The organism is Sorangium sp. So ce1153, from assembly GCF_051521595.1.
Lineage (GTDB): Bacteria > Myxococcota_A > Polyangia > Polyangiales > Polyangiaceae > Sorangium.
The window spans coordinates 3,214,278-3,239,616 of record NZ_CP150361.1 but is presented as its reverse complement, the minus strand read 5'-3'; the positions used below and the strand labels follow the sequence as shown (position 1 = coordinate 3,239,616).

Sequence of the window (25,339 nt, the reverse complement as noted above, 5' to 3'; positions counted from 1 at the left end):
GGCCGCGCGAGGCTCCCGCGAGTGGCGCGAGCCGCGGTGTGCGCAGGCGTCGTGTAGGGGAGGGGGACTGCGCCGATCGAGGCGCGTCTCCAGGCCTCATGAACCGCTGGAGTCGGCCCAGCGAGATCAGGCTTGACACGCAACCTCGGCGTGCGCTGGGCTCGCCGGCGACTCCGGCCGCGGCGCCGCCCGGCGACGGCTCGAGTCGCCGCGCGCCGGCGAGAGACCTCATGCCCCGCGCAGGGCTCGGCGACCTGCGTTGGCCCGCGGGGCTGCGCGCGGGCGGACGCGCGCCGCGTGGCTGGCCGCCGCGCGCGGCCAGCGCGGTTGTCTCACGCCGGCGTCACGCCGGTGTCATCGTGGCGCGGCGCCGCGCCGCTCGATCGCGTCGAGCTCGTCCATCACCGCCTTCACGCGCGGATCGGTGGGGTCGGCGGCGCGCGCCTTCTCGTAGGCTGCGCGCGCGTCCTTGAGCTGGCCCGACTGCGCCAGCGCGTTGCCCAGGTTGATCCAGGCGCTGCCGAGCCGGTCGTCGAGCTTCAGCGCCTCGCGGTAGAGCGCGATCGCCTTCTGCAGATCGCCGCGGAGGTGGTGCGCATAGCCCAGGTTCGAGCGGTAGGTGGCGCGCGTCGGCTCGCGCGCCACGGCCGCCTCGAGGTACGGGACCGCGCGCGCAGGATCGTTCGCGGCGAGCAGCGCCGTCCCGAGATCGTTTTGCAGGCGCGCGTCGGCGGGCGAGAGCTTCGCGGCGCGCTCGTACGCGCGGATCGCGTCGGCCGTCTTCCCCGCGGCGAGCAGCGCTGTCCCGAGGTTCGCCTGCCGCTCGGCGTCGCCGGGCGCGAGCTCTGCCGAGCGCGCGAGCTCGCGGACGGCGTCCTGCAGGTTGCCGAGCGCGAGGTGCGCCACGCCGAGCGCGGACCGGGCCTCGGCGTCGCTCGGGGCGAGCTCCGCGGCGCGCGCGAGCTCGCCGAGCGCCGCGTCGGCGCGGCCGAGGACGAGGTGCGCGCGGCCGAGCTCGAGGTGCGCGGGCGCGTAGCCCGGCTCGAGCGACGCCGCGCGCTTCAGCTCCGGGATCGCGGCGAGCAGCGTCCTGTCCCCCGGAGCTCCGTTGTACTCCGCCGACACGCCGGCCCTCGCGATCGCCGCGCGCTGGGCGCCCACGATCGCCGCGGCGTCCCTCCTGTCGAGCAGCGCGGCCGCGCGATAGGCCCTCTCCGCGGCGGGGAAATCGCCTGTCGCGTACGCGGCGTCGCCCTCCTCGAGCTTCCTGTCCGCCGCCGTGCCGGTCCCGCGCGCGACGCGCGGAGGCGGGCTCGCCGCGGCGCCCTCGCTCGTGGACGGCGCGTCGAGCGGGACGCCCGAGCCGGCCTGCGCCTCCGGCGCTGCCGCCGCGCCCGGCGCTGCCCCGACCCCGGCAGGCGGCGCGGTGGTCGGCGCGGCGGTCGCCGCGGGCGTCGGACCGAGCGGGGCGGACGGCGCGGGCGGCGGGGCGGACGTCGCGGGCGCCGGCGCGGCGGCGCAGCCGGCGAGCGCGAACACGAGCGCGAGCCGGCCGATCGATCCGCTGGAGCTCACAATTTGTACGGGGTCATCGCGTGCTCCTTGCCGTCGTACCGGAGCAGCACAGGCTTGTTATCCATCCTGGTCGCGACGCCGACCGGGCGCTTCCAGCACCGCACGAGCGCGACGAGCGTCTCGCGCGCGTAGTCCGCGCGCAGGTCGAAGCCGCCGTGCACGTGCTCGAGCAGGAGCTCCCCGCGGTTGCCGTAGTTGGCGTCGACCACGCGGATGTAGGGATCGCCGAAGTTCGTGAGCTGGAAGAGGAGCTTCTCCTTCACCTCCTTGAACTCGCGGCTCTCGATCTCGAACCTGTCGTTGCGCCCGGAGAAGCCGAACGTGTACATCTTCTGATCGATGACGAACTCCGGCGTGAGGAACTCGTCGATGAAGGTCACGTCGTTGTAGAGCGCGCGCACCTGGAAGATCTTCTCGCGGCCGAGGCCGAGCCGCATGTCCCAGGTGCGCTTCGCGTCGAGGTCGGTGCACTCCTCCCACTCGCGGCCGAAGCGGCCCTTGTTCCACCGGTCCTCGATGTAGCGGTAGAGCTCCACGCCGACCTTGTACGGGTTGAAGCGCCCCGGCGCGGTCGCCATGACACCGGCGTTGTTCTCGGCGTAGTCGATGATCTCCGACGCATCGAGGACCTTCTCGGTCATCATCTTCGAGTGCCAGTACGAGGCCCAGCCCTCGTTCATGATCTTCGTCTGCCGCTGGGGCACGAAGTAGTAGGTCTCCTCGCGGATGATCTCGAGCACGTCGCGCTCCCACCGGTCGAGCGGCGCGTGATCGAGCAGGAACTTGAGCACGTCCCGCTCGGGGCGCTCCGGCACCTTGCGCTCCGGCTTCTTCGCCTCCTGCCGCTTCTTGCGCTGCGCCTCGAGGATCTCCTCCGGGTTGATGAAGGAATCCATGTATTCCTTCGCCCGGAGCTTGTAGGTGTCCATCGGCTCTTCCGTGGGCTCCTCCTCCTCCCTGGGCGCGGGGCGGCCGGTGAACGGGGCCCACGGGTCGATCAGGTTCTCGAGCGACAGGCAGTGGTCGATGAACGCCTCGACCTTGTTGATGCCGTGGCGCTCGATGTGGCGCGCCACGCGCGCGCCGTGGTTCGCCATCTTGTCGATCCACTTGCGATCCGGGTCGTAGTCGTCGCTCCGCCGCACGGGGTCGACGATCGGGCCGCGGTGGTCGAGGTCGGTGGACCGGAAGCAGAAGTTGTTCTTGAAGAAGTCGACGTGCCCGAACACGTGCGCCATCACGAGCTTCTGGTCGGTCAGCGAGTTGCCCTCGAGCAGGTAGGCGTACGAGGGGTTGTTGTTGATGACCATCTCGTAGATCTTGGAGAGGCCATACTCGTAGCTCTTCGAGAGCTGCTCGTACTCCATGCCGAACCGCCAGTGCGGGTAGCGGCTCGGGAAGCCGCCGTACGCGGCGATCTCGTTCATCTGGTCGTACGTCAGCATCTCGAAGATGACCGGGAAGAAATCGAGCCCGTAGTCCTGGGCGATCTTCTCGATGCGCTCCTTCTCGGTGCGCAGGTAGCGGGGGAGCGCGGTGTTCAGCGCGAACTTGCTCATACCGCTCTACTTCCCCTTCCCCAGGAAATCCTTGATGCTGCCCACGATGGCGTCCTTGTCCCTGATCTCGCTGACCACGACCCGCTCGTCCTGAGAGAAGTGCTCTTTCAGGTCCTTGATGAACTGACCCGAGCCGTACGGGCTCTCGACCTGACCGTAGGCGAACATGTTGACCCGCGGCAGGATCTGGGTCTTCAGCACGTCCACGCAGGAGAGCGTGTCGTCCATCGACCAGTTGTCGCCGTCCGAGAAGTGGAACGGGTAGATGTTCCACTCTGCCGGTGGGTAATCGTTGTCGATGATCTGCGAGCAGAGCTTGTACGCGCTCGAGATCATCGTGCCGCCGGACTCGCGCGTGTGGAAGAACGTGTCCCGGTCGACCTCGCGGGCGATCGCGTCGTGGATGATGAAGCGCGACTCGAGGCCCTTGTACTGGCGGGTCAGCCACGCATCGAGCCAGAACGACTCGATGCGCACGATCTCCTTCTGCTCGTCGCCCATCGAGCCGGAGACGTCCATCATGTAGATGATGACCGCGTTCGCGACGGGCTCGGTGATCGTCTTCCACGAGCGGTAGCGCTTGTCGTCCGGGATGGGGACGACGACCGGCGCGGTCGGGCGGAACGTCCCGCTCGAGATCATGCGCTTCAGCGCCTCGCGGTACGTCCGCTTGAAGTGGCGGAGCGACTCCGGGCCGACCCGGCGGATGCCCGAGTAGCGGTCGTGGGCGTTCGAGATCTTGCTCTTGCCCTTGTCCTGGATGTCCGGCAGCTCGAGCTCCTCGCCGAGGATGCCGGCGAGCTCCTCGAGCGTGACGTCGACCTCGAGGAGGTGGTCCCCCTCGCCGCTGCCCGCCTGCCCCTGCCCGGGCTGCTTGTCGTCCGAGCCCCCCACGGGATCGCCGGGGTTGCCGTCGCCCTGCCCTACGCCCCCGCGCTGCTTGTCGCCGAAGCGGAAGCGCGGGATGTCGATCTGAGGAATGGGAATCGAGACGAGGTCCTTTCCCTTTCGCCCGATGAGCTCGCCTTGCGAGATGTACTTGCGGAGGTTCTCGCGGATGCGGCCGCGAACGATCTGACGGAAGCGCCCGTGATCCTGGTCGATCTTCAACGACACGCTGGCGAGTGTAGCATCGGAAGCGGTCTCCGGTCCGCACGTTCGGCGGGCCGCCGGGGTCCAGCGCGCCGTCTCCTGCCCCACCGTCACGCCCGCCCGTCGTGAACTGAGCTCATGGTAGCCTCAGGGACGTGCTTCCCCGAGCGGCGGCTCTCCTCCTTGTGGTCCTCGCGGCCCTCGCGGCCCCCCTCCTCGGCTGCGGCTCCCGCGAGCAGCTCGTCGGGCTGCCCGAGCCCGCGGGCGCGGGGGGCGCCCCGGACGCGCCTGTGTGCCGGGAGGACGGGCTCCCCTGCCAGAGCGCGGCGGACTGCTGCAGCGCCGCGTGCGCGCAGGGGATCTGCGGCGGCGGCAGCTGTGCGCGGGATGGGACGCCGTGCGCCGCCTCGAGCGACTGCTGTACCGGCCGTTGCACCGAGGGGATCTGCGGGCAGGGCTGCTCCCCCGACGGCGCGGCCTGCGAGGGCGCGGCGCAGTGCTGCGCCGGGGTCTGCGCGGGAGGGGCCTGCGGGGAGCGGTGCTCCCCCGACGGGGGCGCGTGCAGCTCCCCGGAGCAGTGCTGCTCGCGGAGCTGCGTGGACGGCGCGTGCGCCGCGGGCTGCACCCCGAACGGCTCTCTCTGCGTCGGGGCCCCGTGCTGCAGCGGCATCTGCGTCGAGGGCATCTGCCTCGATCCGTGCGCGCCGGACGGCTCCGCCTGCAGCGCTGGCGCGGACTGCTGCAGCCAGCGCTGCAACGCGGGCGTCTGCGGCGGGTGCAGCCCCGACGGGGACGCGTGCGGCTCGGCCGACGCGTGCTGCTCCGGCGTCTGCGAGCAGGGCGTCTGCGGGGGCGTGGCCTGCTCGCACGCTGTCTGCGCGGTCGGCGAGCCGCTCGAGGTGGGCTGCAGCGACTGCGCGGCGGAGATCTGCCGGTTCGACCCGCTCTGCTGCACGATCGGGTGGGACGAGGCCTGCGTCGACGCGGTCCCCGCGCTCTGCGGGCTGACCTGCGGCGCGTGCGCCGAGGACGGCGACGCGTGCACGTCGGGCGCGGCGTGCTGCAGCGGCGCGTGCGAGGACGGCGTCTGCCGGGCCCCGTGCACCCCGAACGGCGGCGCCTGCGCGGCGGACCGGGATTGCTGCGACGGGAGCTGCGAGAGCGGCGTCTGCGGCGGCCCCACCTGCCCGTCCGACGGGACGGCGTGCGGCGGGTGCGTGGCCGAGAGCTGCTGCGGGGAGCTCGACCAGTGCCTCGTCAGCCCCGCGTGCGCCGAGGACGTGGCGTGCTTCTTCGGCTGCCTCGACGAGGGGAACGGCCCCGCCGTCTGCGGGTTCGACTGCATCCACAGCCCCGAGACGGTCCAGCTGCTGCGCTGCGTGGGCAGGAGCTGCGGCGGCGGCACCTGCTTCTGACGGATGGAGCGAACCGCGATCGTGCGAGGCTCGACGGGAAAGGGATTGGCGCTGGCGTGGGGCGCGCTCGCGGCGATCCTCATCGCAGCCGCGGCGACGGCCGCCGGGGCCGCGCCGCCGCCGGCGCTGCCCGAGGGCTCGACGCCGCGGGATCTCGCGGTCGTGGGCCTGCTCGTCGATCTCGAGAAGATGATCGAGGTGCAGCAGTCGCTCGGCTGGACGATCGATCGGTACGAGCTCGACGAGATCATGTCGCCGGCGCTGATGAGCGTGTGCTCGGCGACCCCGGAGACGCGCGCGGCCGCGCTCGCCGCGCTCGACAGCAAGATCATCGCGCTCGGCGGGCCCGTCGAGGAGGCGTTCCAGCGCCGCGGGGGCGACCTGGACGCGGTCGAGGAACTCCTCTTCGCGACCCGGGTGCGCGCGCTCCTCGACGAGGCGATGCGCCGGGCTGGCGACACGCGCGACACGCGCGGCGCGTCGACCGAGTGCCCGTTCTGGCTCCGGCCCTCGCCGGCCTTCCGCGGGCGCGAGACCGACGCCTACCGGAGCACGCTCAACGTGGAGGGAGGCGGCATCGCGGTCCTCGAAGGAGCCGCGGGCCGGGTCCTCCCCGGCGCCGGCGGCTCGGGGCGGCTGCTGCTCGGCCACGGGCTCGACGAGCGCTGGACGTTCCTGGCCGGGGGCGAGTTCGGCGGCACAGCGCAGTTCGAGCAGACGGAGACCAAGACCCGCTTCCCGATCAGCTTCACCGTCGCGCTGCCGATGGTGCTGCGGTACCACGCCCGCACCTGGCATTACGAAGGCGAGCTCGCGTCGCTCGCGTACTTCACCCAGGACGACCTCCGCGTGAGCCCGGGGCTGCGCGTCGGCGGGCTGGTCGGCGTCTCCGCCCTGCGGGTGCGCGGCGTCATGCCGTGGGCTGGCCTCGGGATCGCTGTCGAGCACGTGCTGGAGACCTACCGGCGACCTGCCCAGTGGAACCTCAAGACCGGCGCTCGCGTCGGCTTCGACTGGGATTTCTGAGCGCTCCGGCGCGGGTCTGCGGCGTCGATCTGCCGCGCGCCTGACGCGCAATAGGCGCTTGCGCCCGGGTGGGCTACAGCGGTTCCTGATTTCGATTCCGGTACTTCCCGCCGACTTTCCGACCGGGAAAGAGGGAACGCTGTGGCACCATGAGTCCACGAGCGAGCTCATGTCGAGAGAGCTCGGGGGAGGGCTCAATGCCGAGAGGCGAGACAGCGAAGGATACGTCCAAGCAGAGGAAGCGGGTCGGGAGCGGCGAGCGGGAGCAGGCTGCGCCCGCGACGTCCCAGGGCGAGGCCGGTCGGACGGCTGCGGGCCGGCGGACCAGGGCTGCGGCAGGGGGCGCGAGGAAGACCGCGGGCCCGACCCGGCGGGCGACTCAGGCCAAGAAGGGAGCGCGCAAGGCAGGAGCAGGCGCCGCGACGCGGCCGGGCACGGCGCGGAGCACCACGGCGAGGGCGAAGAAGGCGGGCAGCACGGCGAGAAAGGCGGCCGCTGGGCAGACGAGCCGGCAGCGGAGCGCCGCCGCGAAGAAGGCGGCGGCGACGAGGAAGCGGACCGCCGCCGGCGGGGCGGCAGGAGGCGGCCGGAGCACGACGGGGTCGACCGCCGCGGCGGGGCGAAAGACGGCGCGCAAGGCGGCGGGCGCGAAGCGGGCGGCGCCGCAGCGCGCGGGGGCGACGAAGCCGCGGGCGGCCGGCGGGCGCGCCGGGCGCAGCGGAGCGCAGCGGACGAGGGCGGCGCAGCCGGGCGCGCAGCGGGCGGGCCAGAAGCGCGCGACCGCCGGAAGGCGATCGGCGGCCAGCTGAGCCGCGGCGCCGGGCGCGCCGCTCGCGCCCCTCGCGCCCCTCGTCGAAGAGCGCCCACCTCGATCATCCTTTCCCATCTCCCACCCCGGGGAGCTTCAGCCGCTCCCCGGCGCCGCGCTCTTCAGCGCCACGAGCCGCGCCTCACGCTCAGCGCCGCGGGCCATGTACCCCCGCCCTTCAGGACGACGACGGCAAGGGCTCGCCGACCACGAGGATCACCCACGTGGCGGTCAGGAAGTGGTACGACGTCCCTCCGAGGCCCGCGGTCGTGGACCGCGTGCGCCGCGCGCAGAGCGGGCAGCCCGCGTCGCCGCGCCGACCGACCAGGTACCGGCGCGAGGACTGCGGAGGTGGCGCAGGACAGATCTGAACTTCATCGCCCTCCATCACTCCGCACATCCCCTCCATCCTGCTCTGCAGCGGAAGCGCCTCCGCGCGCATGGTGCCCTGCAACGCCTCGGGCGACCGGAGCGCACGCCCGTCCTCCCGAGGCCAGCGCTCGAGGGCCCGCCATACGGCCGCTGACGTAAGGGGATGCTGGACCATCGTAGGCATGCTCCTTCGGACGAGCCGAGAGCCAACGACCCAGGCGCGGGATGCGACGCCGCACTGCGGCCTGAGTCCATCCTAGCAGGATCCCCGCACCACGCATGGATGACATTCCGTATCCGCGTGGTGCTTCCCACCGCGACAGCCTCCTGTCTTTGCTGTCGTTTTTCCTTGTCCTTTTCTCTACTTCCTCTGCTCAACCGCTGTTGGCCGAGGCACGCTGCAGCAGAGTGGCAGATGCGCTGGCACCGTGAATTTGCAGCCGAAGGAGAGCAATGGCGAGAGCCAACGTCCCGCGGCTCACGTGCGCCTCGCGATCGGGCGCGGCGGAGCGCCGCGGGATTTTCCGTAGATCATCAAGGTCAATCCCGGGGCGTCCCAGCCGTCCCGCGGCGCGAGCGAGAGGCGTTGCCGCGCGGCCGTCATCGGGGATCGCCGTCGGGGCAACTCGGGGGAAATATGACCCTATCAGGAGAACACTGGCGCCCGTCGCGCTGCCGCGACACGGCTCCGGAACTGGCGCACCGGCGCCGCTTGCCGAGGGGCGCGGCGCCCGCGGGGCGTCACTGCGGGACGGGGGTCGGGATCGGCGGCGGCTCGTCGTCGGGCACGATGCAGGACGACAGGTCGAACAGCATGAAGAGCAGCGCCTTCTCCTGGGCGGTCAGCTCCGCCGTGGAGCAGCCCTCCGGGAAGGCCGGGCCCGTGACGTCCCCCGCCGAGACATGGATGTCCGTGAACACGAGGCGACCGCACTGCTCGTCTTCCTCGGCGTCGATGGGCGTGTTGAACGTGAAGTACTGGATCCCGGCCGGCTCGGGCTGATCGTAATAGATCCACCGGGTCGAGATCTCGTCGTTCACGGCGTTCACCGTGTGCTGAGCTCCGTTGATCACGATCTGGCCGTGCACGTCGGACGCCCCGACGTTGACGAGCCAGTCCGCCAGGGCCTGCCCCTTCGGACGCGTGGTGTCCACGAGCGCCGTGAGCGGGCTCTCCGGGTCCTCGTTGAAGTTGTCCCAGACCGCGGTGTCCGGGAACGGCGCCGGCCCGCGCTTCAGCCAGACGTTGTGCCAGTGAGAAGCGAACACGCGCCCGCCGAGCGAGGTGTAATCGAACATCGCCTGACGCGCGGTCTCGGGCTTGTCTTCGGCGTGCGGGTCGCCCTCGCAGGCCAGGATCACCATGTCGTACTGGCGAAGGCTGTCCACGGTCCCCCAGAGGCTCGTGGCGGGCGTGAACTCCACACCTTGATTCAGGCCGTCCGCGTACCGCGTGGTGACGGGGTGCCCCGCGTCGCCGCGGCCGGCAAACAGGTTGATCCGGCCGGTCCCGGTCTCCGGCGTGAACTCGCTCTCCGAGATCCCGAGCTTGTGCAGCAAGCACTCGAGCGGATCGGCGCCGCCGGTCGTGAGGGCGATCTTCGGGATGTGCCCCTCGTCCTGATTGCGCGGCAGCCGGATGGTCCCGGCGTCCGTCGCGGTGTCCGTGCACTTCTCGACCGCCGGGAGGACGACCTCGCGCCGCCACTTGCCCACCTGGACCACGAGCGGGATGTTCTCGCCGACCGGCACGTCTTCCAGGACGAAGCTTCCCTTGGTATCGGTCAGCGCCGTCACGATCGGCTTGCCCGAGAGCGTCGCGCTGCACTGGTCGCAGGTCGCGCCGTCCGTGATCGGATCGAGCGGCGCATTCGGGACGTAGACAATCGCGTTATAGAGGGGCAGCTTGCCCGAGGGGTCGTAGACCGTGCCGCTCACGGTGGTCTTCGCCCCGTTCTCGCACTGGACCTGCTGGCACTCGAGGCCCCGGCACGCCCCTTCGCCGCCCGCGCCCCCACCCCCGACGTTCGTCAGGATGCCGCTGCCAGCGAAGATGCCGCCAGTTCCGTTTCCGTCTCCGCCGCTGCCGCTGCCGCCGCCAGGCCCCGCGCCGCCGGACGCCGGGGGCGCGGTGCCCCCCGTATCGCCGCAGGAGCAGCCAGCGATCATGCCTGGCGCCACAGCGATCGCAGCCATCAAGACTCCCGCCTTGCCCGACCAAGTCAACATTTCGAGCCTCCCGGGCGACGCGGGCAAAGGTGCCCTGCCGCCGCCCAGTCTCTATCGTAGGACAGGGCGTAGAAATCGGGAAGTATGTCCGTCAAAGAGCAGGAACGGAGCGATGGTGAAATAGGGCATGGCCTGATACCCGTGACTACCGCCTCCGCAGGACACGCGCGCTCCGACGCCGGACAGCCCGCATAGCGGATCTCCGCGCCTGCGACATGGTATGTGGCACGATCACACAGGGATGGACGCGCCGACGATGCGTGACGGAGGAGTCGAGCGAGAGACGCGCCGAGCGCAAGGGCGCTGCGGGCAGGGCGGCGCAGCGCGGGCCGCAGCCGACGGAGATCTGCGAGCCTTCGTACCGAGCCGGGTTACTGCGGGTCCACGCGCGTCAGCCCGAACCAGAGCAAGGCGTGCCACCGCTCTTGCCATCTCAGCAGCACCGGCCCGATCGCGATCCCGGGGCCGATGGCCCGCAGCTCGTCCTTCACGGCGCTCACGGGCCAGGGATTGCCGAACGCCTTCTCGCCATAGGTCAGCGCGAGCGTCGGCGCGCCGTCGAGCTCCGAGGGCAGGAGCTGCGCCTTGAAGCGACACACCTTGCTCCCGAGGACCACGTTCGTGCCGGAGTTGCCCCCATGGTCGAACTCATTCCCTTTCCAGGGCATCCAGCGCGACGCGAGCGCCGAGATCAGCGGGCGCGTCGCCATGTGAACCCCGGCCGTCGGCTGCAGGGCGAGCAGGCGCCCTCGCGGGGCGTCGCCGAGCTCCGCCGGATCCGCCGGCCTGCCGACCTCGTAGAACTGCCGCAGCGCATCCGGGTGCGCGCCGACGAGGCCATCGAGGGAGGTCATCTGGGTGGCGCGGCGCGCGAACGCCGGCTCTGCGTGCTGCTCGCTCTGGGTGGTCATCGTGTCGCGCTGGCATTCCACCGCGCCCCGCGAGGGTCAACGGCAACCGTCAGCGCGCCGCTCCGCCGCGCGGCGCGCTCGGCTCCCCGCCGGCTGGCGCGCTCAGCTCGCCGCTCCGCCGCGCGGCGCGCCCGGCTCCCCGCCAGCCGGCGCGCTCGGCGCCTCCCCGCGCGCGACGATCGCCTCGTAGGCCGCCCGGACGCGCTCCGTGATCTCGCCGTAGCGCGCGAGCAGCTCCCTCGCCGCCTCGGCCGCGGTGCGCCCCCGGATGCCTGTCCGCCGGGCGAGGAGCGGGACCCCGGGCGCGTTCTCCTCGAGCAGCTGCGAGGCGTCCGCGTGCACGATGCGGATCCGCTGCTCCAGCTTGCGCAGGAACGCGTGGCCGTCACGGAAGGCCTCGGCGTGCTTGGCCGACAGGTACCCGGCCGAGGCGAGCGCCTCGATCGCCGAGAGCGTCTCGGTGGTCCTGACGCGCGGATCGGCGCCGTGGCGGATCTGCAGGAGCTGCACCGCGAACTCGATGTCCGCGAGGCCGCCGCGCCCGAGCTTGAGGTCGCGCCGGCCGCGGCGCTCGTTCGAGAGCTCGCGCTCCATGCGGAGCCGGAGCCGGTGGATCTCCTCGGCGATCCGATCGAAGTCGTCCGCCTGGAGGTACGCGGCCTCGTGCGCGATCGAGATCGCCTCGGCCCCGAGCTCGGGATCGCCCGCCGCCGCGCGGGCCCGGATCAGCGCGAGGCGCTCCCAGATCGCGGCGCGGATGTGCCGCACCCCGGGCGACGAGTCCGGCCCCGCGGACGCCGACGCCGCCTCGCCCGCGCGGTGGATGCCGTGATAGCGGGCGAACGACTCGACCGACGTGACGAGCAGCCCCTGGCTTCCGGACGGGCGCAGGCGCGTGTCGAGCTCGTAGCCGGGCCCCGCCGCGTGCGACATCGAGATGAGCCGGATGATCTGCCGGGCGCGCCGCGCGTAGTACGTGCCGGGATCCGAGCCGGGCCCCTGATCGCCGGACGGCGCGCACGCCGGGTCGAACAGGAAGAAGACGTCGAGATCGGACCCGTAGCCGATCTCGCGGCCGCCGAGCTTGCCCATCGCGATCACGGCGAGCCCCCTCACCGGCTCCCCCGCCGGCGTCCCCAGCGCGAAGCGCGTCGCGGCCTCGAGCGACGCGTCGGCGAGGTCCGAGAGCGCGAGCGTCGCCTCGCGCGTGCCGACCTCGCCGCCCAGGTCGGCGAGGCCGACCTCGATGGTGACCCGCGCCTTCGCGCGCCGGAGCGCGGCGATGAGCGCCTCCTCGGGATCGTCGTCCGGCGCGGCCTCGCTGAGGCTCTCCTCGATGGTGTGCCTGATGACGTCGGGGCCCGGCGCGCCGCGCGCGAACAGGACGACGTCGACGAGCTCGGGGTACCTCACCATGGCGTCGCCGATGAACGCGCTCGACCCGAGCGCCTCGATGAGCCGGCGGAGCGCGCGCGGATCGTCGCCGAGCATGCGCGCGTAGACCGAGGAGTGCCTGACGCGGGAGAAGCACAGCCGCAGGAAGCGCGCGGCTTGCTCCGGATCGGCGGCGTCGACGACCGCGGCGAGCAGCGTCTCGGCGAGCGACGAGGACGCCTCGCGGCTGCGCGCGCCGAGCAGGCCGTCGGGGTGCCGCGACAGCTCGAAGAGGTCGTCGGCGACGTCGCGGAAGCGCGCGGCGAGCGAGGCGTTCGCGCCCGGCTCGGGCGGCGCGGCGCCGGGCGCGGCGAGCTCGGTGGCGGCGCCCGCGTCCGCGGCGGCGCCCTCCGGCTCGCCCGCCTTGCCGAGGACGAGCACGGCGTGCTTCGCGAGCGCCTCGGCGAAGGTGTCGCGGTCGCCGTGATCGAGCGCGGCCACCGCCTCGACCCACCGCGACGGCCGGGAGCTCCCCTTCGGCAGGAGCGACATGAGCCGGGCCTTGATCTGGCTCCGGCGCTGCGCCGTATCGGCGAGGAACGCCGCGGCGTCCTTGAAGCGCAGCGTCCGGGCGAGGCGCTCCATCTCGGCCTCGCTGTCGGGGAGCAGGTGCGTCTGCACGCCGGTCGCGGACTGGACCGCGTGCTCCGCGCGCCGGAGCGCGAGGTAGCCCTCCACGAGCTCCCGCCCCTCCCGGTCGGTCACGTACCCGAGCGCCCGCAGGCGCCGCAGGCCGTCGAGCATGCTCTGCGCGCGCGCCCGCGGCTCGCGCCCGCCCCAGATGAGCTGCAGCGCCTGCACGAAGAACTCCGCCTCGCGGATGCCGCCGGGCCCGAGCTTCAGGTCGCGCGAGGCTTCGTGCGCGAGCTCCGCGCGCGCGCGCTCGACGAGCTCGATCATGTCGCCGGCGAGCTGCGGATCGACCCGGCGCCGCCAGACGAACGGGGCGAGCACCCCGAGCGCCTCGGCGCCGAAGTCGAGATCGCCGGCGATCTCGCGGGCGCGGAGCAGCGCCGCGCGCTCCCAGAGGCGGCCGAACGACTCGTAGTAGCGCTCGGCGGCGGCCAGGGAGTTGACGAGCGGGCCGCTCCGCCCCTCGGGGCGGAGCCGGAGGTCCACCCGCCAGACGAAGCCGTCCTCCGTGACCTCCTCGAGCGTCGACGTGAGGCGGCGCGCGACGCGGGCCCAGAAGTCGTGCAGGGTGACCGAGACGGCGCGATCGCCGGAGGGGCCCACCTGCCCTTCGTCGGTGTCGTAGAGGTAGATGAGGTCGACGTCGGAGCCCGCGTTGAGCTCGTCGCCGCCGAGCTTGCCCATCCCGAGGACGACGAACTTCGATCGGGCGCCCGTCGCGGTGCGCGGCTCTCCGAACCTCGCGGTCACGGCCGAGACGGCCTCCGCGAGCGCGACCTCGACCGTGGCCTCGGCGAGCGCGGTGAGCTCGCGCGCGGTGACGTCGACGTCCGCGCCGCCCGCCGAGGGCGGGAGCAGCTCGCGCAGGGCGACGCGGATCCGCTCGTCGCGCGCCGCGCGCCGCAGCTCCCGGCGGACGCGATCGGCGTCCGAGACGTCGCCGACGCGGGCCCGGATCCGCGACAGGTACGTGGCGCGATCGCGGGCCGTCTGGTGGCCCTCCGCCGCGAGCCGCTCCGCGATGTCCGGATTTGCCTCGATGACCGCGCCGATCGCGGGGTAGGCGGCCGTGAGGAGCGCCGCGATGGCGAAGGCCATCGTCCCGGGGCGCAGGCGAGGCGACAGCCGCGCCGCGCGGTCCTTCACGCGTTGCTCATCGATCGCGTTCGCGATCTCCAGGAGCCTCGAGACCTGTTGCATGGCGCGAGGCTAGCAAGACCGTGGGGTCGCGAACGTCGGTTCCGCAGCGCCCGACCGCCAGTTTATCGTGCCCCGCCCTCACCTCGCGCCTTGGCGGAGCCCCTCTCTGATCCTATGCTCGCCGGGTGCGATTGCTCTGCGTCTCGGATATCCATGGCCACGCCGACGCGCTCGCGGCGGTCCTGGCCACCGCCGAGCGCCGAGGCTACACCCAGCTCCTGGTCGCCGGAGATCTCTGCTTTCCCGGCCCGAAGCCGCTCGAGACATGGCGCCGGCTCACCCAGGCCAAGGCGGTGTGCGTACAGGGCGTATCGGATCGCGCCCTGGCGACGCTGGACATCCACAACGTCAGGCCGCGGAGCGAGCACGAGCGGGCGCGGCTCGATCGCCTCGCCCAGACACGCACCGAGCTCGGCGAGCTGATCCTCGCGCGGCTGGCGCGGCTCGCCCCGACCCACCGCCTGCCGCTCGAGGACGGCGGCGAGCTCGTCCTGGTCCACGGCTCCCCTGCGGACCCGCTGGAGCCGATCACGCACGACATGACGGACGAGGAGGTGCTCTCGCTCCTCGGCGACGACCCGGCCGACGTCGTGATCTGTGGCGGCTCCCACGTCCCGTTCGACCGCATGGTGGGCGGTGTTCGCATCATCAACGTCGGCTCGGTGGGGGAAGCGCCCTGCTCGATCCGGGGCGACGTGCGGGACGTGCGGGACGTTGATCGCGTGCGCGCCGGCGCGCGCCCTTCCGCCGAGCTGGTGCGGAGCGGGCCAGTCACCACCTATGGCCCGGGGCACGCCGACGCGACGTTCGTCGAGCTCCGGGCGGGCGAGCTCTGGGTCGAGCAGCTCGTGGTGCCGCTCGGCAGAGCGGCGTGAGGGCGGAAGCCCGAGGGAGCGCCGAGGCGGGGACGACCTCCGCGGCGAGCGTGATGCGCACAGGCGCGCGCCACGCATCCTACCCGACAACGAACATCGCTCGCGCCGCGCCCTCGCGCTTGAACCTGTTTCAAGGATTGACGATCATCCTCAGGGAGCATGGGCAGCTACCCCCCCGACGATGATTTCGAGGCCACGCGTGTGGCCAACGTTGGGGAACTCCAGAAGGAGCTCCCGGCGCGCTCGCCGAAGGACCGCGCCTACCTCATCGTGCTCGCCGGCTCGAACGTCGGCGAGATGTACCGGGTCGAGGGCGCCGAGATCGTGATCGGCCGGGCGTCGGGGGCGACCATCCGGCTGAACGACGACGGCATCTCGCGGCGCCACGCCCGCCTGCTCCAGCTGGACAGCCAGGTGCTGATCGAGGATCTCAACAGCTCCAACGGGACGCTGGTGAACGGCGAGCACGTGACGCGCGTCCGCCTGCACGACGGCGACAAGATCCGCCTCGGCTCGACGACCGTCCTCAAGTTCACGTACCACGACTACCTCGATGAGTCGTTTCAGCAGCAGATGTACGATGCCGCGCTGCGCGACGCCCTCACGAAGGCCTTCAACAAGAAGTACTTCCTGGACCGGCTCGAGACCGAGGTGTCCTATGCGCGGCGGCACAGCGCTCCCCTGTCGCTGCTCATGTTCGACGTCGATCATTTCAAGAGGATCAACGACACGTTCGGGCACCTGGCCGGCGACTACGTCCTCGCGCGGATCGCGAAGATCGCGAGCAACACGGTGCGCACGGAGGACGTGTTCGCGCGCTACGGCGGCGAGGAGTTCGGCATCCTGTGCCGCGGCGTCGGGCTCGATAACGCGGGCATCCTCGGCGAGCGGCTGCGGCTGCTCATCGAGGGGTCGGTCTTCGAGCACGAGGGCGTCCGCGTGCCGACCACGATCAGCGTCGGCGTCGCGGCGCACCCCGACATCCCGGTGCAGAGCGGCCTGGAGCTGATCGCCGCGGCCGACGAGGCGCTCTACGAGGCGAAGCGCACCGGCCGCAACCGCGTCCTCCTGAAGTTCGGCCCGAGGCCGTAGGCCTCCGCCAGGCGGCGCGGGGACCGCGGGCGAGCGGCGCACCGAGGCCCGCGGGCCGAGCAGGCCGCCCACGGGCCTGCCCGACGTGCCGCGCCGGCCAGCGCTGCGCGCGCCCGTCCGCCGGTGCGGCGCGGCGCGCGCCTCAGTCGATCTTGAGGAGCTCCTTGACCTTGGCGATGACCTGGGGAGCCTGGATCGGCTTGGTGATGTACGCGTTCGCGCCGAGCTGCAGCGCGCGCTGGCGATCCTCCTGAGACCCCTCGGTGGTGATGATGATGATCGGGGTGTCCTTGTGGACCGGATCCGTGCGCACGCGCTTGACGAGCTTGAGCCCGTCCATGATCGGCATGTTGATGTCCGTGATGATCACGTCGTACTTGGTCGAGGCGAGCTTGCGGAGACCGTCGACGCCATCATCCGCCTCGGTGACGCGGAGGTTCTTCACGCGCGCGAGCGCGAAGACCAAGAGCTGCCGCATCATGGGCGAGTCTTCAACGATCAGACACGAGTACTCGGCCATGATCAGTCCTCCAGGTCCAGGAATGCCTGGACGCCGGGCACCTTCCGGCCGGCGTCGGTGAAGAGCCGCGCGTTGATGAGGGCGGGGGCGGCCTGGGCCCCGAGGAGCTTGAAGAGCTCGGTGTCCACGTTCACGAACTCCGTCTTTTGCGGGAGCGTGCTGAAGATCGCGATGACACCCACGGTGCGCCCGTTGAAGTCGAGCGGGATCACCGCAGCGGGATCCTCGATGCTCCCCTTGGAGACGTCCTTGGTCTCGTCGAAGAAGATTTCCCCCTTCGAGAATGCCTGGCCGACGGCCCCTTCGGTCACCGGCATGCGCGCGATCTCCTCCACGGCGACGCCTTCGCTCGCGATCGAGACGAGCTCCTTACCATCGGGCGACGCCAGGTACACGGAGAAGGCGCCCGCCCCGAGGAACTGCGCGAGGAGCTCCTTCAGGTTGCGGACGACGTGGCGCACGTTGCGCGCCGCGTGCAGCTGCGACAGCGCGACGTACAGGTTCGCCAGGTTCGCGAGCTCCCCCTCCGCCTCCGAGTAGCGGCTGTTGAAGCGGTCCGAGGCCGCCACCATCCGCACCGACTGCGTCACGAGGTCGCGCTTCTCCTGCTCGAGCTCCTCGATCTTGCGGAGCAGATCGCGGATGGCCGAGTCGCTCGCCAGGTGCGCGCGGAGCTTGCCGTTCTCCGACTCGAGCTCGGTGATCTTGTCACGAAGGCGCTCGTTCTCGCGGAGGAGCTCCTCGGTCAGCTGCGCCCCCTTGCGGAAGAACTGCTGAATGAAGGCATCGCGCTCCTTCTTCAGGTCCTCGGGGGGACGATCGCTCGGACGCCCTTTTTTCTCCGTCATTTTATCCCGGGGTTCTCCAGAGCTTCGGACCGTATCATGCGGGGCTGACCGGACGGAAGCGTCGAGCGCGGGCCGCAGCCGCGCCCGGACCCCCCCGCCGAAGGGGCGAGCGTCCAGCGCCCAGCGCCCAGCGCCCAGCGTCCCGTGCGCCCCGCCCCACCCCGCCCCGCCATCGTTGACGTGGGGCTGGGCCCGCTGGCCCTACCCCGGGGGCGGGTGCCCCGCCTTCCCGGCCGTCCCCCCTCCTCCACCGCTTACGCCTTCTCCATCTGCTTCAGCAGCTTGGCCCACTGGCGCAGCTCTCGGCCGAGCAGCACCGGCGTCTTCCGGAGCGACGCGACGTCGCGCGCCCCGACGAGCAGCATGACCGCCCGGAGCTCCGCCTCGATGTTCTCGAGGTACCGCACCGCGGCGTCCCGCCCCCCCGAGACGAAGGCCTGCAGCACCGGTCGCGCGATGCCGGCCGCGTGCGCGCCGAGAGCGAGCGCCCGAGCGATGTCAAGGCCGCTCGTGATGCCGCCGGTTGCAATCACGGTCTTGAAGCGAGGACGGATGGCCCGGGCGATGAGCACCGAGGCGGCGGTCGGCACGCCCCACTCGCGCAGGGCCTCGCCGAGGGAGCGGGCGGCGCCGTTGGCGCGCTCCGTCTCGACCGCGACCCAGGACGTGCCGCCGGCGCCGGAGACATCGAGGTTGCGGACCCCCGCCCGGACCAGGCGGTACGCCGTCCCCGGGCCGATCCCGCAGCCGGTCTCCTTCGCGACGACGGGCACGCTGAGGCCGTTCGCCAGCCGGCTGATCGCCTCCAGCGCGCCGGTGAAGTCGCGGTCGCCGCCCGGCTGGACCAGCTCCATGGCGGGGTTCAGGTGGACGCACAGCGCGTCGGCGCCGACCTGGGCCACGAGCTCGGCGACCGCCTCCGTGGACAGCGACCGCGCCTGCACGGCGCCGATGTTCCCGAGCAGCAGGGCGGTCGGCGCGTGCTGGCGGACCTCGTACGTCGCGGAGGCGTCGCCGTTCAGCATCGCCCGCTGGCTGCCCAGCCCGAAGCCGTACCCGCGCTCCTCGGCGATCTGCGAGAGCTCCCGGTTGATCGCCTGCGCGCGCTCGGTCCCGCCGGTCATCGCCGCGATCAGGAGCGGCGCGCGGAGCCGCTTGCCGAGCAGCAGCACCGAGGTGTCGATCGCGTCCACGGAGAGCTCCGGCAGCGCGTCGTGGATCAGCTCGACCTGTTCCAGAAGCGTGGTCTTGGCCCGGAATCCGACGTCACCCGTCGCGCAGAGCTCGATGTGGTCGGCTTTCCTCTCGGAGATGTCCTTCGCCTCTTCGGTCATGGGGGCACAACTTTACGCGGTCGCTGACCGCCGTCGAAAAGGAAGTGCCATGGACGAAAAATCGACAAAAAAGGCTCGACCTGGAGTCGACCTGGAGTCGACCAGGGCCTGACAGAGGGCCGAACCTCGCCGCGGGCGCCCCCTGCCGAAGCTACTGCGCGACCGGCGCGCGCCCGTGGCATAAAGTAGACCCATGGACCTACCGGAAGAATCGCAGATCCGCTGGATCCTTCGGACGACTGCCGCCCTCCTCCAGCACGGCGCCGAGCCGGTCCGAGGGCTCGTGCAGCCGACGGCCGAGTTCTTCCCCGATCCGTTCGACGGCTCGCCGAAGACCGTGGCCGCGCTGATGCTGCGGGTGCAGGAGCACGCCGGGCTCCAGGATCTCCCCGTGGAGCTCGCCGTGGTCACCCCGGAGGGGCAGGCCAGCACCGTGAGCTGCTCGAGCGGCGCGTGCGGCGGGGTGGCGCTGGACACGAAGCTCGAGCGCGTCGCGCGGCGCGACGAGGGCGGCTACAGGGTCGCCATCTCCGCGGGCGAGCTCCGCAACCCGACGGTGCTCACGACGGCGTTCGTGCGCGCTGTGTCGTTCATGTTCCTGAGCGAGGCCGACGCCTTCGACGCCCTCGTGCCGCCGGATCGCGAGCCCGCCGTGGATATCGCCGCCGTGCTGCTCGGCTTCGGCGTCCTCGCGACGAACGGCTCGTACCTGTACGCGAAGGGGTGCGGCGGCGTGCAGGTGCACTCGGCGACGAAGATGCCTGTCGACGAGCTCGCGCTCGCGCTCGCCGTCTACTGCCGGCTGCACGACGTGCCCGACCGGACCGCCGCGCGGCACCTCGACGTGACGCCGCGCGCCCACTTCGACGAGTCGGCTGTCTGGGCCAGCTCCAACGTGGCGCTCGTGCGCATGCTGCGCAGCGCCCCGGACCGGATCGCCGCGGACGACTTCTCGATCGGCGAGTCGAGGAGCTGGCTGGCCCGCGCGCTCGGCTTCGGCAAGCGCCGGCCGGCGCCGACGGCGGAGGACGAGCTGCGAGAGCTCGAGCGAGAGCTCGCGGCCGGCGCGGCGAAGCGGCGATCGCTGGATGAGGGCAAGGCGAAGAAGCTTGCCGAGATCCGTGCTCTCGTGGACGAGAGCCTGGAGAGCTGAGAGAGCTGAGAGAGCTGAATGAGCGTACGACTCTGGGATAAAGGGGGCGCGACCGACGCCCAAATGCTCCGTTACACCTCGCGCGACGACTGGCAGCTCGACCAGCGCCTGCTCGCGTACGACCTGCGGGCGACGATCGCGCACGTCCGCGGCCTCGCGCGGATCGGCGTGCTCAGCGAGGAGGAGCGGGACGCGCTCGTCCGCGAGCTCGAGGTGCTCGCGAAGCAGAACGAGGCCGGCGAGCTGCGGCTCACCGAGGACGACGAGGACGGCCACAGCGCGATCGAGGCCGCGCTGGTCGCCCGCATCGGCGACGCGGGCAAGAAGGTGCACACCGGCCGGAGCCGGAACGACCAGGTGCTCGTCGCGATGCGCCTCTACGAGCGCGACGCCCTGGACGAGCTCGCCGAGCACGCGACGGCCGGCGCCCGCGCCCTGCTCGATCTCGCGCGGCGCGAGGCGGAGACGCCGATGCCGGGCTACACGCACCTGCAGCGGGCGGTGCCGTCGTCGGTCGGCTACTGGGCCGCCTCGTTCGTCGAGGGGTTCGCCGACGCGGTCGACGTCGTCCGCGCGACGCGGTCGCTCGTCGATCGCTCCCCGCTCGGCGGCGCCGCCGGCTTCGGCGTGAACCTGCCGCTCGATCGCGTCGGCGTCGCGCGCGAGCTCGGGTTCGCCGGCGTGGCCCTGAACCCGCTGGCCTCCCAGACGTCGCGCGGCCTCATCGAGGCGCAGATCCTCGCGGCCGCGTGGCAGGTCGTCGCGGTGAGCCGCCGGCTCGCGTGGGACCTCAGCCTGTTCGCGATGAGCGAGCTCGCGTTCATCCGGCTCCCGGAGGCGTTCACCACCGGCTCCTCGATCATGCCGCAGAAGCGCAATCCCGACGTCGTCGAGCTCATGCGCGCGGCCTGCTCCGTGGTCCAGGGGGCGCTCGCCGAGGTGCAGTCCCTCGTGGCGCTCCCGTCCGGTTACCACCGCGATCTCCAGCTCACGAAGGGCCCCACGATGCGGGGCCTCGACGAGGCGCTCGCGACCTCGCGCCTCCTGCCGCGGCTCGTCGAGGGGCTCGCGTTCGACCGCGAGCGCATGGCCCGGGCGATCACGCCGGAGTGCTTCGCGACCGATCGCGCCGTCGAGCTCGCCGTGCAGGGCGTCCCCTTCCGCGAGGCCTACCGCAAGGTGGCGGCCGAGATCGCGGCGCTCCCCGCCGGCGACGCCGCGGCGAGCCTGCGCGCGCGCGTGTCGCTCGGCGCGCCAGGCAACCTCGCGCTCGACGAGCTGGCCCACAGGCTGGAGCGGAACGCGCGCTAGCGCCGCCCCTCCATCGCAAGCTCGGCCTGGCGGCGCGCGGGACGTGCTGCCGGGCTGCCCGGCGCTTCCGGTGGAGGCTGGCGGGCTAGCGCTGGCGGTGGAGCTCGCGGACCGCGCCCGCCTCGGCCACGAGCACGAGGGTCGCCATGTCGAGGAACAGGCCCGTGTCCATGACGCCCGGGATCTTGCGGATGCGCGCGTCGAGCGCCGCCGGGGCGTCCATCGGGCCGAACGCGGTGTCGAGGATCCAGTTGTGGTTGTCGGTCTGGAAGGGGTACCCGTCCGCGTTCTTGCGGACCGCCGGCTTGCCCCCGAGCGCGGCCAGGTGACGCGCGGCCGACGCGCTCGCGAAGGGCACCACCTCGATCGGGACGGGGACGCGTGAGCCGAGCTTCTCGACGAGCTTCTCGGGGGTCACCAGGATGATGAAGCGCGCGGCCTCGTAGGCCACCACCCGCTCGCGGAGGAGCGCGCCGCCGAGGCCCTTGATGAGGCCCAGATCGGGCGCCACCTCGTCGGCGCCGTCGACCGCGACGTCGAGGCGCTCGACCTCCTCGAACGGCAAGATCGGGATGTTCTCGCGGCGGGCGAGCGCCGCGGAGCGCTCCGACGTGGCGACGCCCTGGATCTGGAGGCCGCCGCGGACGCGCTCCCCGAGGCGACGGATGAAGGCCTCGGCCGTGCGCCCGGAGCCGAGCCCGAGCAGCATCCCGCTCTCGATGCGCGCGAGCGCAGCGACGGCGACACGATCCAGGTCGGCGGGGTCAAGTGCCGGGGTGCTCATGCGCTGCTCATCGGCCATCGCGGCCGCTAGCGCAACGGGATTTTTCGATCTGATCGAGCGGCGCGGGACAAAGCGGCCGGAGCCGGCAGCCCTTGCACTCGGCGCCCGTCCAGATGGCGTCGAACGTCGCCTGCATCTCGTCGAGCAGCAGGTCGTCGTCGGTGAGCACGCCCGCCTCGAAGTTGCGCCGCCCCTCCCCCTTCGCCCCGAGCCCGGCGCCGGTGAGGTTCGCGGAGCCGAGGTACAGGAGCGCGCCGTCGACGGCGATCATCTTCAGGTGGACCCGAGGGCAGCGCCGCATCTCGATCGGCGACCGCGGGCGGCGGCGTAGCTCGGCGCGGAAGGCGCGCGACGGCACGCCGGCGTGCAGCAAGCGCAGCTCGACCCCGCGGGCGGCGAGCGCGTCGAGCAGGTCGAGGAACGACATGTATCGGCCGCGCGCCCGCGCCCTCGACCCGACGGGCGCCTCGATCCGCAGCTCCTTCACGTTGGCCGTCGCGATCCACACGGAGACGCGCGCCTTCGCGACGGCGCCCATGACGAGCGTGTCGTAGTGGGCCCTGTCGCGGAGGAGCGTCAGGTGGACCTGCCGCTCGAGCTGGACGCGCGGCCTCGCCTCTTCGGCGGTGCGCGCGGCGCGCGCGCGCGCGCGCGGCGGCGCGCACGCCCGGGGCCGCGCGCTCACACCCGGCGACCGGCGCTGGCGGGCGCCTGCTCGGGCTCCACGTGGGCGCTGAGCAGGGCGCGGACGTCCTCCGGCATCGGGGTCGACGCGAGCTGCTCGAGATCGGTGGTCACCACCGTGTGCCGGAGCTCGGCCGACAGCACGCCGTCGTGGGCGCGGACCATGCGGTACCTGAACGTGGCGCTCCGCCTGCCGAGGTGGACGACCGACGTCTCGATCCGCAGCGTCTCGCCGTAGCGCACCGGCGCCGCGTACTCGGCCTCGACCCGCACCGCCGGCAGCCCGATCCGCCGCCCGAGGATGAGCGCGGCGTAGCCGCCCTCGAGCGGCGCGAAGAACTGCTCCATCGCCTCGTGCGCGTAGTTGAGGAAGCGCGCGAAGAAGACGATGCGCGCTGCGTCGACGTCCTCGAATTTGATCGGGCGCTCGAGGGAGACCATCGCGCCTAGAGGAGGTCCTCGGCGAGCCTCTCCAGGGTCGCCCTCCCGAGCGGCACCTTCACGGCGTAGCGCGGGTGCGCGACGACGAGCGACACCGCCGCCTTCTTCGCCTTGATCGCGGCCTGCGCCTCCGCCGGGAGATCCACCTTGAGGTAGTGCACCGCCGTGGTGCGGTCCTCCATCGCCCCCTCGCGCTTGCCGAGCGCCCGCGCGGCGACGCCGTCGACGTCGAGCGACACGGTGTCCTCGAGCCCGACGAGATCGACGAGCATCTTGTCGCGCAGCGCTCGGTCGGGGATCTCGACGAAGAGCGTCAAGCTGAGCTGCCCCTCCCGGGGGATGAGATCGTTGTACGTCTCGATCTCGTGGAGGATGCCGCTCTCGCTCGTGATGCGCTCGGTGCGGAGCATCTCCTGGATCTGGAACAGCACCGAGTCGCGGTTCTCGAACACCGCGGTCAGGTGGTCCCCGATGTGGACGCGGCGGGGCCGCTTCTCCTCGATGACGCGGCTGCGGAATCGCTCGCGGATCGCCTCGTATTCGCCGATCCCGAGCACCTCGTTGCGATCGATGGGACGCATGACGGCTCCTCTCCTTCAACCAACGTCGGTCACGACTTCGGACCGAGATACGAGGTCGGGCCGAGCCCGTACGCGTGGGCGAGCGCCTCGACCGGGTGCAGCACCTTCGCGCCGTTCTCCTTGACCATCCGGAGGCCGGCGAGGGTGCAGTCGCTGACGATGACGTCCGCGTCGGCGACGCCGCGCACGAGCTTCGACGCGTACTTGCGGCCGGTCTCGTAGTGGGCCGCCTTCATCCCCCACGTGCCGTCCACGGCCGAGCACTGCTCGACGACGCGCACCTCGGTGTCGGGGATGACGCCGAGCACCCTGGCGCCGGGGAAGCCGATCTTCTGCGCGCGCAGGTGGCACGCGGCGTGGTACGCGATCGTGCCGAGCCCCTTCTTGAACTCGCGGTTGAGCTTCTTCTCGCGCCCGAGCTGGACGAGGAACTCCATCATGTCGACCGTCGCGGCCGCGACCTCACGCGCCTCTGGCGTCTGCAGGTACTCGGGCCACTCCTTCTTCATCGTGTAGCCGCACGTCGGGCCGATCACGACGATCTTCCTCCCCATGCGCACGTGCGGGAGCAGGAGCGCGACGTTCTGCTTCACCTTCGCCATGAAGGCGTCGAGATCGCCGCCGTCGAGGTTCGGCATCCCGCAGCACGTCAGCGCGCCGGCCGGGGCGTCCTCTGGCTCGTCCGCGGCGGGGCAGCCGGGCACGTGCACCGCGTAGCCGTTGTGCTCGATGACGCGCACCGCCGCCTCGGGGACCCCGGGCGTGTTGTACTCGCCGTAGCAGGTCGCGAAGAGCACCACCGAGCCCTGCTTGCCGGCGTCCGCCGCGGCGCTGTGCTCCGCGAACCACGACGAGAACGGCTTGCGCGCCATCTCCGGGAGCGGGAACTCCGACGAGATCCCGGTCACCTTCTCCTGCACCTTGCGCAGCAGGCGGCTCGCCTGCACGAGGTTCGAGAGCGGCGCGACGGCGCCCGAGCCCAGCTCGCCGATGAGCTGCGGCTCGCCGAGGATCCTGTCGACGAGCGGGATGCCCTCCCGCTGGGCGCGCACCGCGCGCTCGCGCGCCATCACGCGCGGGTAATCCAGGAGCTCGTACGCGTGCTCGTCGGCCGTGTACGGGCACTTGATGTAACAGATCTTGCACTGCCAGCACTCGTCGCCGATCGCCTTGAAGTCGTCGTAGGTGAGGGCCTCGGCCCCCTCGGCGACGCCGGACTCGATGTCCCTGTCGACGCGGGCGAAGAGCTCCGGGAACGAGCCGCAGTACCCGACGCACATGCGGCACTCGTGGCAGATCTGGAACGTCCGCCGCAGCTCTGCCTCGAGGTCGCGGGGGTCGAGATATCGCTCGTCGTTCGGCGATGTCGCCGGTGGACGGTCTGGTGCACGCCGGATGACGCTCACTGGTCGGTTCCTCTCAACATCATCTGGGTTCGAGGCGTTTCGTGGAGGCGCTTCGT

The 25,339-nt window shown here is 71.9% G+C and carries 22 protein-coding genes; 6 read left to right on the top strand and 16 right to left on the bottom strand.

What is annotated here, in order from left to right; all coding sequences use genetic code 11:
• Positions 1-354: 354 nt before the first annotated feature.
• Genes WME85_RS11545 through WME85_RS11535 form a run of 3 tightly spaced genes read right to left on the bottom strand, consistent with a single transcriptional unit; the run spans position 355 to position 4,250 of the window.
• Positions 355-1,575 carry a tetratricopeptide repeat protein gene (locus tag WME85_RS11545; protein ID WP_437837641.1) on the bottom strand — a complete coding sequence of 407 codons (1,221 nt, stop codon included), beginning with the start codon at positions 1,573-1,575 and terminating at the stop codon, positions 355-357.
• Entirely contained in the window at positions 1,572-3,134 is a 1,563-nt protein-coding gene (locus WME85_RS11540) for a SpoVR family protein (RefSeq protein ID WP_437837639.1), read from the bottom strand. Before WME85_RS11540 ends, WME85_RS11545 begins: the two co-directional genes overlap by 4 nt.
• A gap of 6 nt (positions 3,135-3,140) precedes the next feature.
• Positions 3,141-4,250, bottom strand: a complete 1,110-nt coding sequence (locus WME85_RS11535) for a DUF444 family protein (RefSeq protein WP_437309171.1) — start codon at positions 4,248-4,250, stop codon at positions 3,141-3,143.
• A 131-nt stretch (positions 4,251-4,381) separates the two neighbouring features.
• Here WME85_RS11535 and WME85_RS11530 point away from each other — a divergent pair, with 131 nt between their 5' ends.
• Both WME85_RS11530 and WME85_RS11525 read left to right on the top strand, forming a co-directional pair.
• Positions 4,382-5,641 carry a hypothetical protein gene (locus WME85_RS11530; protein ID WP_437837637.1) on the top strand — a complete coding sequence of 420 codons (1,260 nt, stop codon included), beginning with the start codon at positions 4,382-4,384 and terminating at the stop codon, positions 5,639-5,641.
• A gap of 21 nt (positions 5,642-5,662) precedes the next feature.
• On the top strand, positions 5,663-6,667 hold the full coding sequence (locus WME85_RS11525) for a hypothetical protein (RefSeq protein WP_437837635.1): 1,005 nt from the start codon (positions 5,663-5,665) through the stop codon (positions 6,665-6,667).
• Positions 6,668-7,046: 379 nt separating this feature from the next.
• Here the strand turns inward: WME85_RS11525 and WME85_RS11520 are convergent, their stop codons facing one another.
• From WME85_RS11520 to glnE, 5 genes are all read right to left on the bottom strand, one after another.
• A complete protein-coding gene (locus tag WME85_RS11520) occupies positions 7,047-7,553 on the bottom strand; it encodes a hypothetical protein (protein ID WP_437837633.1) in 507 nt (168 codons plus the stop codon).
• A gap of 100 nt (positions 7,554-7,653) precedes the next feature.
• Positions 7,654-7,875, bottom strand: coding sequence for a hypothetical protein (locus tag WME85_RS11515; protein ID WP_437309167.1), 222 nt, complete (start codon positions 7,873-7,875; stop codon positions 7,654-7,656).
• A gap of 713 nt (positions 7,876-8,588) precedes the next feature.
• Entirely contained in the window at positions 8,589-10,043 is a 1,455-nt protein-coding gene (locus tag WME85_RS11510) for a carboxypeptidase-like regulatory domain-containing protein (RefSeq protein WP_437837631.1), read from the bottom strand.
• Between the two features lie 404 nt (positions 10,044-10,447).
• Positions 10,448-10,987, bottom strand: a complete 540-nt coding sequence (locus WME85_RS11505) for a hypothetical protein (protein ID WP_437837629.1) — start codon at positions 10,985-10,987, stop codon at positions 10,448-10,450.
• Between the two features lie 102 nt (positions 10,988-11,089).
• The gene (gene glnE / locus WME85_RS11500) at positions 11,090-14,254 is read right to left on the bottom strand and encodes a bifunctional [glutamate--ammonia ligase]-adenylyl-L-tyrosine phosphorylase/[glutamate--ammonia-ligase] adenylyltransferase (protein ID WP_437837627.1); all 3,165 of its coding nucleotides are present in this window, start codon (positions 14,252-14,254) and stop codon (positions 11,090-11,092) included.
• A 125-nt stretch (positions 14,255-14,379) separates the two neighbouring features.
• Here glnE and WME85_RS11495 point away from each other — a divergent pair, with 125 nt between their 5' ends.
• Both WME85_RS11495 and WME85_RS11490 read left to right on the top strand, forming a co-directional pair.
• A complete protein-coding gene (locus tag WME85_RS11495; protein WP_437837625.1) occupies positions 14,380-15,129 on the top strand; it encodes a metallophosphoesterase family protein in 750 nt (249 codons plus the stop codon).
• A gap of 159 nt (positions 15,130-15,288) precedes the next feature.
• Positions 15,289-16,221, top strand: coding sequence for a GGDEF domain-containing protein (locus tag WME85_RS11490; protein ID WP_437309162.1), 933 nt, complete (start codon positions 15,289-15,291; stop codon positions 16,219-16,221).
• Between the two features lie 142 nt (positions 16,222-16,363).
• On the opposite strand, the gene WME85_RS11485 is transcribed toward WME85_RS11490, so the two are convergent.
• The 3 genes from WME85_RS11485 to fni all read right to left on the bottom strand — a co-directional run bounded on the left by WME85_RS11485 (position 16,364) and on the right by fni (position 18,923).
• The gene (locus tag WME85_RS11485; protein ID WP_012234398.1) at positions 16,364-16,741 is read right to left on the bottom strand and encodes a response regulator; all 378 of its coding nucleotides are present in this window, start codon (positions 16,739-16,741) and stop codon (positions 16,364-16,366) included.
• 2 nt (positions 16,742-16,743) lie between these two features.
• Positions 16,744-17,589 carry a GAF domain-containing protein gene (locus tag WME85_RS11480; RefSeq protein WP_437309161.1) on the bottom strand — a complete coding sequence of 282 codons (846 nt, stop codon included), beginning with the start codon at positions 17,587-17,589 and terminating at the stop codon, positions 16,744-16,746.
• A 254-nt stretch (positions 17,590-17,843) separates the two neighbouring features.
• Entirely contained in the window at positions 17,844-18,923 is a 1,080-nt protein-coding gene (gene fni / locus WME85_RS11475) for a type 2 isopentenyl-diphosphate Delta-isomerase (protein ID WP_437837622.1), read from the bottom strand.
• Positions 18,924-19,116: 193 nt separating this feature from the next.
• On the opposite strand from fni, the gene WME85_RS11470 reads away from it, so the two are divergent.
• Both WME85_RS11470 and argH read left to right on the top strand, forming a co-directional pair.
• Positions 19,117-20,076 carry a hypothetical protein gene (locus WME85_RS11470; RefSeq protein WP_437837621.1) on the top strand — a complete coding sequence of 320 codons (960 nt, stop codon included), beginning with the start codon at positions 19,117-19,119 and terminating at the stop codon, positions 20,074-20,076.
• An 18-nt stretch (positions 20,077-20,094) separates the two neighbouring features.
• Positions 20,095-21,387, top strand: a complete 1,293-nt coding sequence (gene argH, locus WME85_RS11465) for an argininosuccinate lyase (RefSeq protein WP_437837619.1) — start codon at positions 20,095-20,097, stop codon at positions 21,385-21,387.
• Positions 21,388-21,472: 85 nt separating this feature from the next.
• Here argH and rpiA read toward each other — a convergent pair whose 3' ends face one another.
• From rpiA to WME85_RS11440, 5 genes are read right to left on the bottom strand one after another with little or no spacing between them, the layout of a single operon-like run.
• Positions 21,473-22,171: a ribose-5-phosphate isomerase RpiA gene (gene rpiA / locus WME85_RS11460; RefSeq protein ID WP_437837617.1), complete on the bottom strand. Its 699-nt coding sequence runs from the start codon at positions 22,169-22,171 to the stop codon at positions 21,473-21,475.
• A gap of 7 nt (positions 22,172-22,178) precedes the next feature.
• Positions 22,179-22,856, bottom strand: a complete 678-nt coding sequence (locus tag WME85_RS11455; RefSeq protein WP_437837615.1) for a phospholipase D family protein — start codon at positions 22,854-22,856, stop codon at positions 22,179-22,181.
• Positions 22,853-23,296 (bottom strand): acyl-CoA thioesterase, encoded by a 444-nt coding sequence (locus WME85_RS11450; protein ID WP_437837613.1) that lies wholly within the window; start codon positions 23,294-23,296, stop codon positions 22,853-22,855. The genes WME85_RS11455 and WME85_RS11450 overlap by 4 nt, the downstream gene beginning before the upstream one ends.
• Before the next feature lie 5 nt (positions 23,297-23,301).
• The gene (locus tag WME85_RS11445) at positions 23,302-23,877 is read right to left on the bottom strand and encodes a DUF3501 family protein (RefSeq protein ID WP_437837611.1); all 576 of its coding nucleotides are present in this window, start codon (positions 23,875-23,877) and stop codon (positions 23,302-23,304) included.
• Between the two features lie 29 nt (positions 23,878-23,906).
• Positions 23,907-25,283 carry a hypothetical protein gene (locus tag WME85_RS11440; RefSeq protein ID WP_437837610.1) on the bottom strand — a complete coding sequence of 459 codons (1,377 nt, stop codon included), beginning with the start codon at positions 25,281-25,283 and terminating at the stop codon, positions 23,907-23,909.
• Positions 25,284-25,339: the final 56 nt, after the last annotated feature.